17 protein-coding genes, 2 tRNA genes and 2 pseudogenes are annotated in these 15,041 nt (G+C 40.2%); 9 read left to right on the forward strand and 12 right to left on the reverse strand.

Annotated elements, in window-relative coordinates; genetic code table 11:
• Window positions 1-263: 263 nt before the first annotated feature.
• The gene (locus NYE25_RS13220) at window positions 264-1,106 is read left to right on the forward strand and encodes a DNA-binding protein (RefSeq protein ID WP_341146094.1); all 843 of its coding nucleotides are present in this window, start codon (window positions 264-266) and stop codon (window positions 1,104-1,106) included.
• Window positions 1,107-1,433: 327 nt separating this feature from the next.
• On the forward strand, window positions 1,434-2,507 hold the full coding sequence (locus NYE25_RS13225) for a Gfo/Idh/MocA family oxidoreductase (protein ID WP_341146095.1): 1,074 nt from the start codon (window positions 1,434-1,436) through the stop codon (window positions 2,505-2,507).
• A gap of 326 nt (window positions 2,508-2,833) precedes the next feature.
• Here NYE25_RS13225 and NYE25_RS13230 read toward each other — a convergent pair whose 3' ends face one another.
• Window positions 2,834-4,426 (reverse strand): sensor domain-containing diguanylate cyclase, encoded by a 1,593-nt coding sequence (locus NYE25_RS13230; RefSeq protein ID WP_341146096.1) that lies wholly within the window; start codon window positions 4,424-4,426, stop codon window positions 2,834-2,836.
• A 542-nt stretch (window positions 4,427-4,968) separates the two neighbouring features.
• On the opposite strand from NYE25_RS13230, the pseudogene NYE25_RS13235 reads away from it, so the two are divergent.
• The 5 genes and pseudogenes from NYE25_RS13235 to NYE25_RS13255 form a co-directional block, all read left to right on the forward strand.
• Window positions 4,969-5,172 (forward strand): annotated as a pseudogene (locus tag NYE25_RS13235) (transposase); the annotation flags it as partial.
• A 121-nt stretch (window positions 5,173-5,293) separates the two neighbouring features.
• A pseudogene (locus NYE25_RS13240) lies at window positions 5,294-5,473 on the forward strand (FMN-dependent NADH-azoreductase); the annotation flags it as partial.
• A 100-nt stretch (window positions 5,474-5,573) separates the two neighbouring features.
• Window positions 5,574-6,203, forward strand: coding sequence for a DsbA family protein (locus NYE25_RS13245; protein ID WP_076284728.1), 630 nt, complete (start codon window positions 5,574-5,576; stop codon window positions 6,201-6,203).
• Between the two features lie 26 nt (window positions 6,204-6,229).
• Window positions 6,230-7,051 (forward strand): cytoplasmic protein, encoded by an 822-nt coding sequence (locus tag NYE25_RS13250; RefSeq protein WP_341146097.1) that lies wholly within the window; start codon window positions 6,230-6,232, stop codon window positions 7,049-7,051.
• 4 nt (window positions 7,052-7,055) lie between these two features.
• Window positions 7,056-7,454, forward strand: a complete 399-nt coding sequence (locus NYE25_RS13255; protein WP_076284730.1) for a nuclear transport factor 2 family protein — start codon at window positions 7,056-7,058, stop codon at window positions 7,452-7,454.
• Between the two features lie 112 nt (window positions 7,455-7,566).
• Here the strand turns inward: NYE25_RS13255 and NYE25_RS13260 are convergent, their stop codons facing one another.
• Window positions 7,567-8,061: a hypothetical protein gene (locus NYE25_RS13260; protein ID WP_341146098.1), complete on the reverse strand. Its 495-nt coding sequence runs from the start codon at window positions 8,059-8,061 to the stop codon at window positions 7,567-7,569.
• Window positions 8,062-8,134: 73 nt separating this feature from the next.
• Here NYE25_RS13260 and NYE25_RS13265 point away from each other — a divergent pair, with 73 nt between their 5' ends.
• Window positions 8,135-8,341, forward strand: coding sequence for a DUF6809 family protein (locus NYE25_RS13265; protein WP_341129588.1), 207 nt, complete (start codon window positions 8,135-8,137; stop codon window positions 8,339-8,341).
• Between the two features lie 108 nt (window positions 8,342-8,449).
• Here NYE25_RS13265 and NYE25_RS13270 read toward each other — a convergent pair.
• From NYE25_RS13270 to NYE25_RS13310, 9 genes are all read right to left on the reverse strand, one after another.
• Window positions 8,450-8,535: transfer RNA gene (locus tag NYE25_RS13270), tRNA-Leu, on the reverse strand.
• An 84-nt stretch (window positions 8,536-8,619) separates the two neighbouring features.
• Window positions 8,620-9,564 carry a lipoate--protein ligase gene (locus NYE25_RS13275; protein WP_341146099.1) on the reverse strand — a complete coding sequence of 315 codons (945 nt, stop codon included), beginning with the start codon at window positions 9,562-9,564 and terminating at the stop codon, window positions 8,620-8,622.
• Complete coding sequence (lpdA, locus tag NYE25_RS13280) at window positions 9,557-11,251, reverse strand: dihydrolipoyl dehydrogenase (RefSeq protein WP_341146100.1); 1,695 nt, start codon at window positions 11,249-11,251, stop codon at window positions 9,557-9,559. The genes NYE25_RS13275 and lpdA overlap by 8 nt, the downstream gene beginning before the upstream one ends.
• A 104-nt stretch (window positions 11,252-11,355) precedes the next feature.
• Window positions 11,356-11,709 carry a carboxymuconolactone decarboxylase family protein gene (locus tag NYE25_RS13285; RefSeq protein WP_060626660.1) on the reverse strand — a complete coding sequence of 118 codons (354 nt, stop codon included), beginning with the start codon at window positions 11,707-11,709 and terminating at the stop codon, window positions 11,356-11,358.
• A gap of 125 nt (window positions 11,710-11,834) precedes the next feature.
• The gene (locus NYE25_RS13290) at window positions 11,835-12,266 is read right to left on the reverse strand and encodes a MarR family winged helix-turn-helix transcriptional regulator (RefSeq protein WP_341146101.1); all 432 of its coding nucleotides are present in this window, start codon (window positions 12,264-12,266) and stop codon (window positions 11,835-11,837) included.
• Window positions 12,267-12,296: 30 nt separating this feature from the next.
• Entirely contained in the window at window positions 12,297-12,542 is a 246-nt protein-coding gene (locus NYE25_RS13295; protein WP_341146102.1) for a TipAS antibiotic-recognition domain-containing protein, read from the reverse strand.
• 40 nt (window positions 12,543-12,582) lie between these two features.
• Window positions 12,583-12,668, reverse strand: a tRNA-Leu gene (locus NYE25_RS13300).
• 161 nt (window positions 12,669-12,829) lie between these two features.
• The gene (locus NYE25_RS13305; RefSeq protein WP_042190773.1) at window positions 12,830-13,300 is read right to left on the reverse strand and encodes a hypothetical protein; all 471 of its coding nucleotides are present in this window, start codon (window positions 13,298-13,300) and stop codon (window positions 12,830-12,832) included.
• 76 nt (window positions 13,301-13,376) lie between these two features.
• Entirely contained in the window at window positions 13,377-14,063 is a 687-nt protein-coding gene (locus NYE25_RS13310) for a M15 family metallopeptidase (RefSeq protein ID WP_042190775.1), read from the reverse strand.
• Between the two features lie 298 nt (window positions 14,064-14,361).
• On the opposite strand from NYE25_RS13310, the gene NYE25_RS13315 reads away from it, so the two are divergent.
• Window positions 14,362-14,526 carry a hypothetical protein gene (locus NYE25_RS13315; RefSeq protein ID WP_179283823.1) on the forward strand — a complete coding sequence of 55 codons (165 nt, stop codon included), beginning with the start codon at window positions 14,362-14,364 and terminating at the stop codon, window positions 14,524-14,526.
• On the opposite strand, the gene NYE25_RS13320 is transcribed toward NYE25_RS13315, so the two are convergent.
• Window positions 14,523-14,858 (reverse strand): YolD-like family protein, encoded by a 336-nt coding sequence (locus NYE25_RS13320; protein ID WP_042130171.1) that lies wholly within the window; start codon window positions 14,856-14,858, stop codon window positions 14,523-14,525. The two genes, NYE25_RS13315 and NYE25_RS13320, sit on opposite strands and share 4 nt — an antisense overlap.
• Between the last annotated feature and the right edge of the window lie 183 nt (window positions 14,859-15,041).

The raw sequence follows: 15,041 nt of genomic DNA on the forward strand, positions 1-15,041 counted from the left end.
GGTACATTTCGGTATTTTACGTACAAATAACCCCTAAATAGAGGGGCAAATAAACAGCCTAACAAACATAATTCCCTCGATTCTATGGAACTTAGTGAAAACACTGTACCTTAGTTATATTTGGACAATCACAAAACAAACTCTTGTTTCCTCGTTCCAGTGATGAAAATCACTTACTTTATTGGTAAAATAAAGAATAGTCTAGAGATACAACCGACATAGCTATAACAGATGAATGATATACAGAAGAAAGGAAGATCGCATTGAAGTTGGATTTGGATGGATTAAATGCTGATTTCTTAACTAGTATGCTTAAGGCATCTTTTTCATTGGAAAATTGGGGTGCTATGATTGAAATTGCAGATAGATTGATTACCCAGATTGCATTCATATATGAGACAAGCAGTGACACATTGAGAGAACAAAACCTAAAGCGGAGTATTCCCTATTATTTTGGATTTAGCTTATGTTCAAAAGGAATCGCACTGCAAAAGCTCGGTAAGTATCCTGAAGCTAGAATGTGTATTCAAAAATATGCTGAATTGGGCTGGATTAAAGGACTAGATGATGAAGGAATTAATGAAGTCAAATACTACTGTAATATTGCAAAAGCCAATACCTACGTGCTCGACCTTTTGGAAGGCCAGACAGGAGTTCTAAAGGAGTATGTTGAATTTATTAGAAACAGTGCTGAGGAAGAGTTACTGCCAGGACTAATTACCATCTTGGAATCCTCGATAAAATATAACTATTCCGTAGATTGGATTCTGAGTGAATTCGAAATAAACGCTAACGATATAGGAGCACAAGGAACTCAAGAGAGTATAAGATATTTTGTGGATTACAAATTCTTGCTGGCGATGTACCACTACAAACAGGAGAATATGTGCGATGCGATAAACACAATTCTGGAAACCTTACTATTAAGTATTACGCTGAAAGATGATACAGGCTTTAAGAAAGCAGCGGCATTATTTGAGATCCTTAGAGTCTATGCTAATCAATCACAGCTCCAAGTGCATCACAACATAATGAAAACTATAATAGAGAGGGAGTTAACTAATGAAAAAGAAAATGTTCTTACTTACAGTCGTAGTCTTAATTAGTTCAAGCTTGATGATCGCCTCTGCAGGTGCTTCCGCTGTCGATTCCGGTTCTACAATTTACACCGTTAACAATCACGGAATGGGTCATTGATTGAAATTTTATAAGTGGATTATACAAAGGAGCGATCATCCGGCTATTGGATAATCGCTCCTTTGTATGTAAATACATAAGATAGCTTAGCTAAAGACAATAAAAAGTAATAGTTTCACATTATACATAATCCTATGTACTCTATCATTTTTTTATATACAATAATAAGAGACAACTGATGCCTGTGCTACGAAGGTATTTACATACTAATCAACCATTAGAGGTGTATTTTAAAGATGAACAGACCTATTCGTTTTGGAATAATCGGAAGCGGCTGGCGGGCGGAAATGTATCTTAAGTTGGCTCACCTGCTTCCGCAGCAATTTCAGGTAACAGGTGTATTGATCCGCAACCCTGCCAAATACCAGCAACTGATCGACAAATGGAAACTGACCGTATACAGCTCGATAGAACACCTTGCGGCCGAGAGCGATTTTGTGGTGCTGGCGGTGTCCAAGACCGCTGCCGCCTCACTGCTGTTGGAGCTTGCAGCGCTGCAAGTACCTGTGTTGGCCGAAACCCCCACCGCCTCTACGCCGGCTGAATATGAACTGCTTCGATCCAGCCCCATTGATTTCCCTCTGATCCAAATAGCCGAGCAATATCCGCTGTTGCCTCACCATCAGGCAAGAACCGCCTATATTCAAACCGGACATTTGGGCGAGGTAGGTCATGTTCAAGTCTCTGTTGCGCATGGTTATCATGGAATCAGCCTGATCCGTAAATGGCTCTCGATCACTGGCACAGCATGTGAAATCACAGCTCGCCGGCTAGAGGTTCCAATCATGGACTTCTCTTATAGGGGGAGGGAGGCCGAAGATGACCTGAAGACAGAGCAGCAGGATATCGCAATTATGGTGTTTCCCTCCGGCAAAAGCGCTGTGCTTGACTTCACTCGCTCCCAATATTTCTCGCCCCTCCGTACCAACCGGGTACTCATCCGCGGATCACATGGAGAAATTCGCGATAATGAGATTATCCGTCGCCTGGGAACCGAAGAGACCGAGTATATGAACATTAGTCGGATTCAAGGCGGACAGGAAGGCAGTCTGGAAAGTCTCTCCTTGCATGAATTGCGTGCAGGACAGCTTAGTCTATTTCAGAACCCGTTTCATCCCTCTCCCCTTTCTGATGAAGAGATTGGGATAGGACAAGCCTTATTGAATATGTCCAGCTTCCTGCACACGGGAACTTCAGCCTACTCATTAGCGGATGCCTTAACAGACATCAGACTGTCATTTGCGGTCGATGAAGCCATCACCCTTGAAAGTACTATAACTTTGCAAGATGAGATCAGGCCTGCAAAATAAAAACAGGCAGATGAGAAATCCCCTTGCTGATATACAAAATAAGCTGAACACTTTAACCAGTCAATAGATTCCCAATCCATTTTCTCTGTGCCGACTTCGTTCAGTTTTGCAATACAATCATCGTAGATTTCATCTGAATCAGTTGTTTGACGAGAATCACTTCCGGAGTCCATTAGTGGACAATATCCTGCCCCCTCTGATAAATGACTGTAGTCTCCATCCTTAGGAACCGGCATGTGTACAGTGTGCCCCACTCTTTAATTGGGAACTTAAAACAAAAAAACCTTGATCTCTCAAGGTTTTCACTGTGATGCCGAGCAATGGTTTCAACCATCTGCGACCATCGTCTGATTTCTTCCCCTGCTCTTGGCCAAGTATAACGCTTGATCGGCCTTCTCCAGCAGCCCCTCCCGCTCCAATGCATGAACAGGATAATGGGCGATTCCCTGGGAGATCGTAATCTGTGTCGGGATTGGACCCCTGCTTTGTTCCAGTGTCCGCCGGACTCTTTCAGCTACGGTGAAAGCTTCCTCGGGTCTAGTATGGGGCAGCAAGATGATGAACTCTTCGCCGCCGTAGCGGTGGCAAACATCGTCTGGGCGAAACGAGTTAACTATAACTTTGGCTACATGTTTCAGCACTTCGTCGCCGATGAGATGGCCGTAGGTATCGTTCACGAGTTTAAATTTGTCTACATCCAGCACAATGAGCGAAAACGGTTGCCCTGAGGCAATCCACTGGTCCATCGTATACACTAACGATCTCCGGTTCATTAAACCGGTCAGTGCATCCGTCGTAGCCTCTTGGGTCAGTTGATCCGTCTGCTTCTGAATATCCGTCGCGGCAAGCAACACAGCCTTGGTCAGCAGATCTGCCTCTCGGCTCCATTGCGGCTTCGCTTCCGGCAATACAATCTTCTCCTTGCCCATCCTGCTCACCAGATTCGCCAGGGAGACAAAAGGCCGGGCCAACTTGCACGCTACGAGAATGACGCCCATTAGGAGTATAATGAACGGAAACAACGAATACCCGAGAATTGTCCGAAGGTGGCCCATCAGTTGATGATGAATGACACTAATCGGCGAAACGACCACGATTCCCCAGCCATTGGCCGGTACGCTGGAGTATCCGGCAAGCATTTCAACGTTACGGGTGTTGCGCACTTGCTGTTCCCCGCTTTCCCCTTTCATAAGTTTCTGTACAACCTTGTTACTGCTGACATCCTCCCCAATGAGCTGCTTATCCGGGTGGTACAACAGATGCCCGCTTGAATCCACAATATAATAATAAGAGCCAGAATCGTCCACGTTGTTGTCGCCAAAAATCATAGACAAAATATTGTTCTCTTGCAGATAAAACGTGCCGCTCAAAATACCGCGATATATGCCATTGTTGCTGAAAATCGGCTGACTCATAAAAACGATTAGTCTCTTGGTGGTTGGGGTCATGTAGGGGGAGGATATGTAAGGTTTTTTGAATGCCAGAGCTTCCAAACTGGCCTTAGAAGTAATATGGTCGCCTGTTGTCCCCAAACTAGTCGGTACTACGTTGCGGACCATCCCGTCGGCATCGACTACAGCGATAGAATTGAAGTAATTGCTACTCTTGCGCATCAGTTCTAAATTATCATCTACTTGCTTCGGCGTTGAGCCATCGTCATCGGAGAGTGTGGCAGCGCTGTATTCCAAACTGCTGCGCATGGACTGAAATAAGGAGTCCATTGTCTTGGTCATTCGGTCAGCGTTGTAGTAATTCAAATGGAGCGTAGTCTCCATCAATGATTGTTTTTTGGACTCGTATGAACCGATCAGAAGAATGCTTGAGGTTAGTAGAACCACCAGCGTAACCAAGCCCGTAAGCAGCGATGTGAGACTGAGCTTTTTACTTTGACGCGGCTCGGCTCTTCTCAGTGTAAGCAAACTATAACCCTCCTTGAATCTTGAAAACTAGCTTAAACAATAATACAACAAATTAAGATGTTATTCGACAATAATCAATGAACTCCAATCTCTCACATACCATTCGATATACGGTGGTTCATGAAATATTTCATATTAAAAAACTCCTCTCCAGAGCTTGTGAATTGACAAGCACTGAATAAGAGTATTATCAACCTGAGTTCTGTGTACTCGGATGTGATTCCTAAGTACAAAGGACCTTTAGCTTTTGGAGGAAGCTTTAAAATTAATAAAACAAAAAAAACTTGATTTTTCAAGGTTTTCACTGTGATGCCGAGGACGGGGGTCGAACCCGTACGGTACTCACGTACCGCAGGATTTTAAGTCCTGAAACAACACCACGGAAAGCACGAACACAAATCCTTTAACCACGCGGGTTGACGGCACTTTTTTGTGTTCTGTACTTTCTGCGTTCAGAAATTTGTATATGTAGCCATGTTAACAAAAATGTTAGCAAAATGAAGGGCAGACGCTTTGCGTTACTGCCCTTTGTGTATGAAAGCGCCGTGCGAAGCACCTTGAAAACCATGCGTAATTGGCAGGATGAGATCGTGAACTACCATCATTGCCGTTGGACGAGTGCAACCGTAGAAGGACGACATAATCGTATCAAAGCTTACCAACGCCGGCACTACTTCACACGCAATCGTGGTTGTTATATGGCGGGCATTTTAATTGAATGCAATCGACACCGTTTATTGAGTTGAACATATCAACCACTAATTTTTAGATTGAGCCCAATAATAGGAAGTTAATTTTTTCGTCAATAAGAATTGACTTTCATTCTAGTTGTAACTACAATGGTTACAACTAGTAGTAACAGTACCTGTTACAGATAAAAAAGCACTGCATATTCAAGTACATGGTGCTTTCTACTCTGAAGGTCCAGCTGAAGAACTAGAAATGGAGCATCGCCATCTTTTGGTAATGATGATTTTTTTTTGCGTCCCTTCTTTTGAAGCAATCGATGTTGAAGGGCATAATAGGGCGCCTGAAAAAGCACAATAGATTAAAGAAGATGCAATTCTACGCTCTAAAAAGTTAGCTGAGAATTTCTAAGTAACAGCGAGATTGGTTAATAATAAAAAAATAAAGGTAGGCGTTTTTAATGGAGACAAAACAAGACACCCTTATATATGTATGGGATGCATATTGTGGATGGTGCTATGGATTTTCAGAAAGTATTAGAGGTTTTTACAAAAATCACCCTGAAATTCCGTTAACTGTTTTATCCGGAGGATTATTTTTAGATAATCTGCCAATAAAAAAATTCTCATATATATCAGAAGGTAATAAAAGAATTAATAAACTTACTGGTGCAGAATTTGGTCCTTCATATCAGGCTTTGTTGTCAGAAGGTACTTTTACAATGAATTCAAAAGATGCTGCAATTGGCTTTTCAGCTTTACGTTCATTAGCACCGAACCGTTTGTTAGAATTTACTTCTGCCATGCAAAAAGCGTTTTATTATAATGGAAAAAGTCTGAGTGACCCTGAAACATATCGTAAGATAGCTATTGATCATCATTTGGATCCTGAACAAGTACTAGAGCGACTAAAATCTCAAGAAACTATAATAGATGTTCAAAATGATTTCAACACGGTTCAACAACTTGGTATAAATAGCTATCCCTCTTTACTTCTACACAAAGATAACCAATTAATTCCTATTGGTGGCGGAGTAATGACGTCGGATAAAATTGAAGCACGTTTTAAAGATTGTTATATTATTAAATAATTTCACCAAAAAGGAGATAAAATTCTATGTTTAAAACCATCGAAATGAATCAAAATGATGTGAAATTGACGATATTTAGTTCTGAAGAAAATAGTTTTATGGTGACTGCAACCTTAGTTGAAAAAGCAGGACATGCATTCTTAATAAATACGAAATTTACTCAATCCGATTCGAAAGAAATTGTTGATTACCTAAATAAAAATAACTTATATTTAGATAAAATTTTTATTATCCATGGAGATCCGGACTACTACTTTGGGTTAGAAAGTTTTAAAGCAGCGTATCCAGAAGCCATTGCGTATGCCACAGAATCCACTGTTGAACATATTGTTCATTCTGTCTTAGGTAAATTAAAAGTCTGGAAAAATGCACTTGGAGAGAACGCACCTAGTAATGTTGTATTGCCTCAAGTATTTACAGAAAAAACCATTGACTTTCAAGGTTTAACTTTTGAACTTGTAGGTTTAGATAATTACAGAACAAGCTTATTTAACAGAGAATTGAAATTATTGATTGGTGGCATTGATATTTTCAACGAAATACATGTTTTCATAGCAGATACTAGCTCAAAAGAAGCAATGGAAGCTTGGATTGAGAACTTGAAAGTGTTACAAGGGTTAAATGCTAACATAATCGTACCAAGCCATGGTTCAATTGAAAAATCCTTAGATAATCAAGCACTTATTGCAACTATCAATTATCTAAAAACTGCAATTAAAGCTTCTGAAGAAAGTAAAACTTCTACGGATTTTGTTGCAAAGCTTGAAGCAGCATATCCAGGCTATGCAAATAAAGGCGTATTAGAATTAAGTGCAAAAGTTGTAACGAAAGAAATTCCTTGGGGGTAATGTTATGAATATATACCAAAAATTATTACATGAAACGTATGTATTAACCGGTGAAGGAAAATTGGATGCCTTCAAAATGTATTTAAGTGATAATGTATCTTGGACAGAAGCTGCTGGATTTCCTTATGCGGGTACTTATGTAGGTCCAGATGAAGTAGTGAAAAACGTACATGAACGCCTTGGAACCGAATGGGATGGCTATTCTGCAAAAGATGAAATCTATGCGTTTAATAATCACACTGTTATCGTCTACGGAAAATATAGTGGGACGTATAAAGCAACAGGAAAATCATTTATAGCAGACTTTTGCCATCTATATGAATTTGATGAGAATGATAAGGTTAAAAAATTTATTCAAATCGTGGACAGCGCAACTGTCAATAATGCATTAAGTTCAAATTAGTTGTTTGTAACTTAACTTGTATACGGGGTAGTGTCAGGATAACCGTATTTTCCTGACGCTACCCCATCGCTATCAGCTAAGGTTTTACACTACCCATAAAGCAAAAAAGACGTTATCCTTTCTGTAGAATTATAGGAAAGGATGGCGTTTTTTTGGCATATAGGGCAACGATTTGATCTTCGATGCCTGTTAAATCAAAAGTAGAGTTGAACAAGTAATCTATCGGATTCTTAACAAGGAGCTCTCCTGTCATACCCTCTAGAAAATCTGAAAGATTAATGACTATATCGTTTATGTTAGTGTTCTGTTCAGAAGAGACTAAGTTATTGATGACAATAATTTCGGTAAATTCTCTACTTACTGAGTAATTTTTTTTCGGATTGAGTGTAACCTTAAATACATGTTTTCCATTTTTCATCTGGAACTTTGCAACTTCTCCAAGCTTAATATTACTATCGATCAAAGCATCTATTTGGATGGTATCTTTTTCATCAACAGTAACAACTACGCTTTTTAAATCCAACGAACTGTTATTAGTAATCATCAGATTATACTCAACATAAAAATAGTTAGCCATCTCTTCTTTGTCAATTAAGTCGCCTCTCATTCTGATTATCTAATGCGTTGGCAAGAAATTCTAAAAAAAATATTGTTTCAAATGGCGCTAAATATCTGAAATCATAGAGATTTGGAAGGAGCGACTTTCAGAGGAGGAGTTCGACGAGTTGGAAGCGTTATTAGACTTATATGCTCAAACTCATGGCATGGAGTTAACATCTATTTTCAAGTATGGATTTCGCTTGGGGGCGGGCATCATGGTCGAGGTTTTAACCGGGGAAGAGGAACTTGCTAGTAAGTTGGGTACCTTTCATGACAAAACTCCATAATTAAAGGAGTAAATCCTGTGCGCTTAATAATTGTTCTAAATAAAAATCTCTTTTGAAACTAATCCAAAAAAACAAAAAAACCTTGATTTCTCAAGGTTTTCACTGTGATGCCGAGGACGGGGGTCGAACCCGTACGGTACTCACGTACCGCAGGATTTTAAGTCCTGTGCGTCTGCCTGTTCCGCCACCCCGGCAGGAAATGTACTGAAGCTTTATATGATTAATTTTTTAGGCGAAGGACGGCACAATCGCATCAAAGCGTATCAGCGCCGCCAAATTTATATAAAACTATTCTCATACAAATCCCGAAAAATTTCTTCAAGAAGATTTTTTTCCATGATTTGATGGAAATCTATATTTATGAATTTATTTTCAAACTCTTCGAAATTCAAAATAGCTAAGCTGTCAGAATAAATTTTCAAAAATTTTACAACTCCATGCTCCACGTTAAAAAAAGCCTGAATATTGCCTGAAGGCGTACTTCTTTCTACAATAACATTATATTTAGGGCTCTCTCCGTAAATCCATTTGTTATCAAAATATTTTTCCATAAGTAAAGGTGTATATGTCATTTTACTATATCTCACCGGAGCAGCAACGTTGCCGTAAACATTCTTGAAGCTTTTTATTAACGCTTCCGTCAAGCTGGCAACAGATATGTCATTATTCAGTTCCTTCAGATTGATGACTCTACTTTTTACAGAGCTTATTCCTTTTGCTTCCAGCTTTAATTTTGACGGTTTTAATATTCTCTCCAACTGCTCCAGGTTGACCTCCACCATTAATGTTCCATGATGAAATCCGTTTTCTTCTTCTGCGTAAAAAGCATGCCCAGAAAACTTTTTCCCCTTATAAGTTAAATCGTTTCTACCAGATAACGCTGCCTCTAATCCAAAGCCCTCAACTGCACCTTTAATGACCTCTAATTGCTTTTCGAGGTTTTCCTGCTCCTTTTTGAAAATAAAGGTGAAGTTCAGATTCCCCAAGTCGTGATATACGGCGCCCCCGCCCGAAATTCTTCTGGCCAGACTCACTTCATTACTCTTTAATTGTTCGATGTCGCATTCGGTGTATGGGTTTTGATTTCTGCCGATCACTACAGTCTTATCATTTTGCCATAGATATAACGTAACTTCGTCGTGGCAGGCGTTTCTCAACAGCTCCTCTTCCAAGGCCAAATTAAAATAGGGATCATTCTCTTGGGAAAGGACAATTTTATTCATCGAAGTGGAGTGCTCCTATGCTAAAACCTAAAACAGCCTCGTGAATGGCTTCTCCCGTAGTAGGATGAGCAAATATAGTGTGTATTATTTCTTCCTCAGTGATATTGCTGTTCATCATTATTGTGAGTGTGCTTATTAGTGCAGAAGCCTCCGGCCCAATAATGGAAGCACCCACTATTTTGCCACTGGACAAATCTTTAATTAATTTGATGAAGCCCTTTTCCTCTCTCATTGTTAAAGCCTTTCCGTTAGCCTGAAAAGGAAACTTGCTAATCGATATGTCCATATTTTTAAGCACGGCCTGCTCTTCTGTTAAACCTACAGATGCAATTTCTGGCGTTGTAAATATTACATTGGGCACCATACCATAATCTACATGAGAAGGCGTCCCTAAAATATGGTCCACAGCTGCTATTCCTTCATGAGAGGCTACATGCGCCAACTGAATACGATTCGTTACATCCCCGATAGCATATATATGTTCTGCAGACGTTTGAAGGTATTCATTAACAGATATGCCTTTGCCTTTTTCATTTAAAGCAATGCCCGCCTTTTCTATTTCCAGATCATCCATATTTGGCGTTCTTCCAATAGCAACCAAGACTTTTTCGCTGGTGATAAATTTTTCAGCATTGTCCATTTCAAAAATAACAATAGCCTTGCCACTCTGGTCTTTTTCAATTCTTGTAACCTTAGCTCCAGTGTAGACTCCAATCCCTCTGTCCATAGCTATTTCTTTAATTTCTGCTGAGACTTCCGCATCCACCATGGTCAAAAGCCTATCACAAAACTCAATAACATTTACTTGAATTCCAAAATTGGAATAGATAAAGGCAAACTCCATGCCTATTACACCACCGCCAATAATGGTGATAGAACTTATATTCTCCTTATGTTTAAGGGCCGATGTACTGTTTAGAACAAATTCATGATCTATCCCCGGTAAATTAATATTGGCAATTTTTGAACCTGTTGCAATAATGGTATCCGTCGCTTCTATGGTATACTCATCTTTTCCATTCTTGACAAGAACCTGTTTGTCATTTACAAAGGATGCGCTACCTCTGATCATTCTCACATTATTTTTTGAAAGCAAGTAATCTATCCCTGAAACCAATGTATTCTTGATCTCATCCTTCTTATCAATCACTTTAGCCATATCAAGCTGAATATCTTTAACCGTAATGCCAAAATCTTCGGCCTTCATTATATTATGAAAGACCTCCGAGGATTTAATCAAAGCCTTGGTTGGAATACAACCTACATTAAGGCAGGTTCCACCCACAGACAATTTTTCTACAATAACCGTTTTAATTCCACGTTTAGCAGCATAGATGGCCGACACATAACCCCCTGGTCCCGCCCCAATAATTAACAGGTCCGCTTGTAACTGTTCCTTTTTACCGTAAACCATCCCTCCAAAATAATCCAGCTTAGGTTTTTCTTTTCCTGCATTTTCAGCAGTAACTTTAAATAAACACTGGCCTAACTCAATTTCTTGTCCTTCTTCAACCAGAATCTCATTTATAACGCATTTATATTTTGAATTAAAAGGGGAATTGCCCTTTTTACTCTCCAATTGCAATAAGGTCTGGCCCACTGAAACTGATTCCCCGACAGAAATGTTGATCTTTCCCACTCTTGATTTTTTTTCATGCCCAGTAAGCTGTTCAAGTTTTATATCCACATAAATTCCCCCTAGTCTGATGTGTAGTTTTATTCACATTTACCGTATCCATTAATTTGGCAACCTCCGCCAATTGCGCAGAGATTGCCAATGAAATGACATCCTTACTTGAAATCTTGTTCAAATTCATCAATAGAATCTTTAAGTAATGTGACTGAATACGCCATGCTAGGTCCACCGCCGAAGGCAACAGCAACCATAGCAGATTCAAGGATCTGCTCCCTGGTCGCTCCTGCTTCCAAGGCTTTATAAACGTGAAACACTATGCAGTACTCGCAACGATTATACGCGCCAATCGCTACACTGATCAGTTCTTTTGTTTTGGTGTCTAAGGCACCATCAGCATAATTGGTTCCCAGCAAATTCATAAATGCATTTACGCTGTCCCCATTAGTCTCAGCTAGAGTAGCTAACCCGCTTGTAAAATCATGAAGCATTTGTCTTACATCCTTCTTCAATTGAATCCCATCCTTTTCATGTGAATTGTTTCACTTATGATTTCATAATAATACTTTACACTGCAATAGTTGCTATGTAAAGTATTTACGTAAAAAAAACCCTCCTTATAATAATATCGAACGATTTAGTGGATTTTTGACAAATTATGAACCATCTTATCTAATACTGTCGTAAAAATATGCAGTTCTTCCTGGGATATTCCATTTGTTGCATCATCATGAAAATTTTGACCTATCGGAAGCAACTCAGCTCTTAGATCTTCGCCCTCTTGCGTTAGATTAATTCTGATTATTCTTCTATCTTGAGAATCTCTGACTCTTGAGCATAATTTTTCTCTTTCCATGCGATCAAGAAGCCTGGCTATAGACGATTCATTAACATTCATTTTTTGGGATAGTTCTTTTTGGGATATTCCATCTTTTTCCCCGATAAAAAAAAGGGCCGTCCATTTTACTTTCGTAATTCCAATGTCTTTAAGTCTCCTGTTGAATTCGTCTACTATTTTTTTTGAAGCAGTATTCGTTATGAAACCAATACAATCATTCAAATTAAACATATAATGTCCCTTCCAAAATGGATTGATGTTCTAAAATGGAATTATACCATAGAAATGAGATAGGCTATCTGATATACGGCCATAATCGCCAATGCTTGTCAAAATGATTAAAGTCATTGATAAAACGACCATAAATTCTTCAAGGCAGCTTTTCCATTTACTTATTAAATTTTGAACCTCAGGAGAAGCAGGAGACTTATCTTTATGTTTCGCCAATTCTCGAATTACATTCTCCATGTTACCAAGAACTGCTTCTCTTGTTTCTATAAGTATCATAATAGAAAAAAACCTTGATTTCTCAAGGTTTTCACTGTGATGCCGAGGACGGGGGTCGAACCCGTACGGTACTCACGTACCGCAGGATTTTAAGTCCTGTGCGTCTGCCTGTTCCGCCACCCCGGCATATTATGTGTTGTTGCTTCATACGATGTTTACGTATAACGCGACAAGAAATATAATATCATGAATATCGATAACGCGCAATCCCTTTTTCAAAAAAAGTTTTATCACATTAAAAATAACCCGTTCCAGCGTGTGCCGACACGGGTTATTTGGCATGTCGATTATCTGCGTTCGTCACTTCTGCTTCTCATTCCGACAAGGCCCAAGAGTCCAAACAATCCGAGCCAGCCCCAGTTAGATCCTCTGCTGGTAGTCCCAGTATTTGTAGTTGTACTGGTTGCGCGATATCTACCGTCCGTTGTAGTGTTGGATAGTGGAGTTACCGTATTTCTGTTGTAGTTATCCCGGGTGTAATTTTCATTGTAGTTATTGGTGTTAGGTCTATAATTTTCCCCTGTGCGAATCTTATCTTTCATAATGCTCTCATGCTGATTCATCGTTCCCGTGGTGCCGTTCATTAGATTGCCTTCCGTATTCATCATCCGAGTGTTATTCACGGTACCATCCATGCCCGTATTCGCGTTCGGGATACCGCCTAAAGCGGCTGACCCGATTGGATTAGCGTAACTAGCTCCCATTATACTCATTGACAGTACAGTACCGCATGCAAGGCTTGTTATCAGCTTATTCACAGTGTTATGCCTCCCTTTATGGTTAGTTATCACTGATAATTTCCCCTTGGGTGGCACTGTCTATACATGAATAGCTTTACTCTTTTACAACATTCACTGTCTTGCTCGCTGCGTCATACGTAACCTTTGCTCCAAGCGCCTCAGCCAGAGCACGCACGGGTACATACGTTACGCCGGTATCAAGAACACCATCCGTAAGTTTAGTGCCGTTTAAGGTTATCGTTACTTTAACGTCTTTGTTCACCTGGTCATCCTCCCCAGTAATTCTTTTTAAAGCTTCATTGACCTGATCCGTCGTAGGACGTTTACCTGCCCGAAGTTGAGTCGTAGTTAAGCCGAAGGCCATTTGCAGATGTGAATAATCTTTAAAAGACGTCCAGTCTCCTCCCCACTCAAGCCCTAGCTGTTTTCCCACCTGTACAACCTCTTGCCAGTCCGCTATTTTATCTTTATCACCATCACGATTCATATCCCAGGAAATACTATTTCCATCCGGCAGCAAAAGCGCAAAATCAAACGCAAGGCCATAATTGTGATAGCTGGTTCCACCCTTGGCGTTGGTAACTATAGGTCCAGGCTTACTTCTCCCCTGCGCATACAAGGCATTTTGTTCAGCAATCGACCGCAATCCCTGAGTAATAACGATGGGCACTCCTCTGGCATAGCTTTGCTGAATCAAAGCCTTCGCCCCTGCTGCCAAAACAGGATGAAGCCCAACAAGCCTCGCTGCCGATTTGTCCCTCACTTGATCTAAAGTCAGCATAGAATCACCCCTTGGTATAATCAATGATCCCGCTTCCCCATTCGCTTGTACTAATACCCCTGCTTGCCTTAGCATACAAGCATAAATGTCTTCGGCGTCCCTATAAGGAAGGACGATAAGCGTTTATGCGAGAAATATAAGACATAAAGGATAGGTGTATAACTTATACTTTCTTATATTTTAAAAAAAGACCCCGGTATCCCCGAGATATCCCCTGAAAAGCACCTATTCATAGCTTCTTCACCTTGGATCATTTCTACAAAAAAGGGCAAAATATTAGCGAAAGGTGGGAACACATATGGACATTCATAGTGATAGCTATAAAGTTGCTGCCCTGAGCGAGCAGGAAGAAGCACTCGAAATTATTCGAAATGCCGAAGCTTCCATTGCAAATCTGACCGGCAACCCAACGGTGACCCTAATTGCTTATGAAAAAAGTGAAGTCAGCGGTTCTCAGCATTAAACGATGTAAACCTCCACTAGATCATCTACATTGATCCACTTCCATTCCTCCGCCCACTGCAGCTTAAACTCACGCGAGTGGGTGTGAATGGAAGTCACAAAACCACTAATTGTCGTATTCTCAAAAGGATCAAACAGCACAACAGTGACGCGCACATGACTCCGTAACGATAAAGCAAGTGTACATTCGATCTCCTCCAGCTTCTGCTCATCCAGAATAGGCTTAATGCGGCGCAGCGTCTCTCGTTCATCCCTAATAATTCTTACCTTATGCTCCGGCAGCATCATGCGACTGCTTTCCCACAGTCCGTTTTTCTCCAGCTTTTTGCCCATGGTAACCCCTCCCTAATTTCTATACTTATTCCGCTACACACGAACGTATGTTTGTATTATATCCACACCTTCGCTGAATAATCAATAATCAGGAAAAAGATACCACTTCAAAATCCTCCTCTTTTATCTAAAAGTTGTATAATAATGAATATCTAATTGAGAGGAGCTTTCCACTTGAAAAAA

Origin of the sequence: Paenibacillus sp. FSL E2-8871 (genome assembly GCF_038000345.1) — a bacterium.
Taxonomy (GTDB): Bacteria; Bacillota; Bacilli; order Paenibacillales; family Paenibacillaceae; genus Paenibacillus_AQ.

What these genes read in the sequence shown, in the direction of transcription:
- NYE25_RS13295 (WP_341146102.1), bottom strand. Translation starts at nt 12,542, where the DNA reads ATGATACTTATAGAAACAAGAGAAGCAGTTCTTGGTAACATGGAGAAT.
- NYE25_RS13290 (WP_341146101.1), bottom strand. Translation starts at nt 12,266, where the DNA reads ATGTTTAATTTGAATGATTGTATTGGTTTCATAACGAATACTGCTTCA.
- NYE25_RS13310 (WP_042190775.1), bottom strand. Translation starts at nt 14,063, where the DNA reads ATGCTGACTTTAGATCAAGTGAGGGACAAATCGGCAGCGAGGCTTGTT.
- NYE25_RS13225 (WP_341146095.1), top strand. Translation starts at nt 1,434, where the DNA reads ATGAACAGACCTATTCGTTTTGGAATAATCGGAAGCGGCTGGCGGGCG.
- NYE25_RS13255 (WP_076284730.1), top strand. Translation starts at nt 7,056, where the DNA reads ATGAATATATACCAAAAATTATTACATGAAACGTATGTATTAACCGGT.
- NYE25_RS13315 (WP_179283823.1), top strand. Translation starts at nt 14,362, where the DNA reads ATGGACATTCATAGTGATAGCTATAAAGTTGCTGCCCTGAGCGAGCAG.
- NYE25_RS13275 (WP_341146099.1), bottom strand. Translation starts at nt 9,564, where the DNA reads ATGAATAAAATTGTCCTTTCCCAAGAGAATGATCCCTATTTTAATTTG.
- NYE25_RS13320 (WP_042130171.1), bottom strand. Translation starts at nt 14,858, where the DNA reads ATGGGCAAAAAGCTGGAGAAAAACGGACTGTGGGAAAGCAGTCGCATG.
- NYE25_RS13260 (WP_341146098.1), bottom strand. Translation starts at nt 8,061, where the DNA reads ATGAGAGGCGACTTAATTGACAAAGAAGAGATGGCTAACTATTTTTAT.
- NYE25_RS13250 (WP_341146097.1), top strand. Translation starts at nt 6,230, where the DNA reads ATGTTTAAAACCATCGAAATGAATCAAAATGATGTGAAATTGACGATA.
- NYE25_RS13245 (WP_076284728.1), top strand. Translation starts at nt 5,574, where the DNA reads ATGGAGACAAAACAAGACACCCTTATATATGTATGGGATGCATATTGT.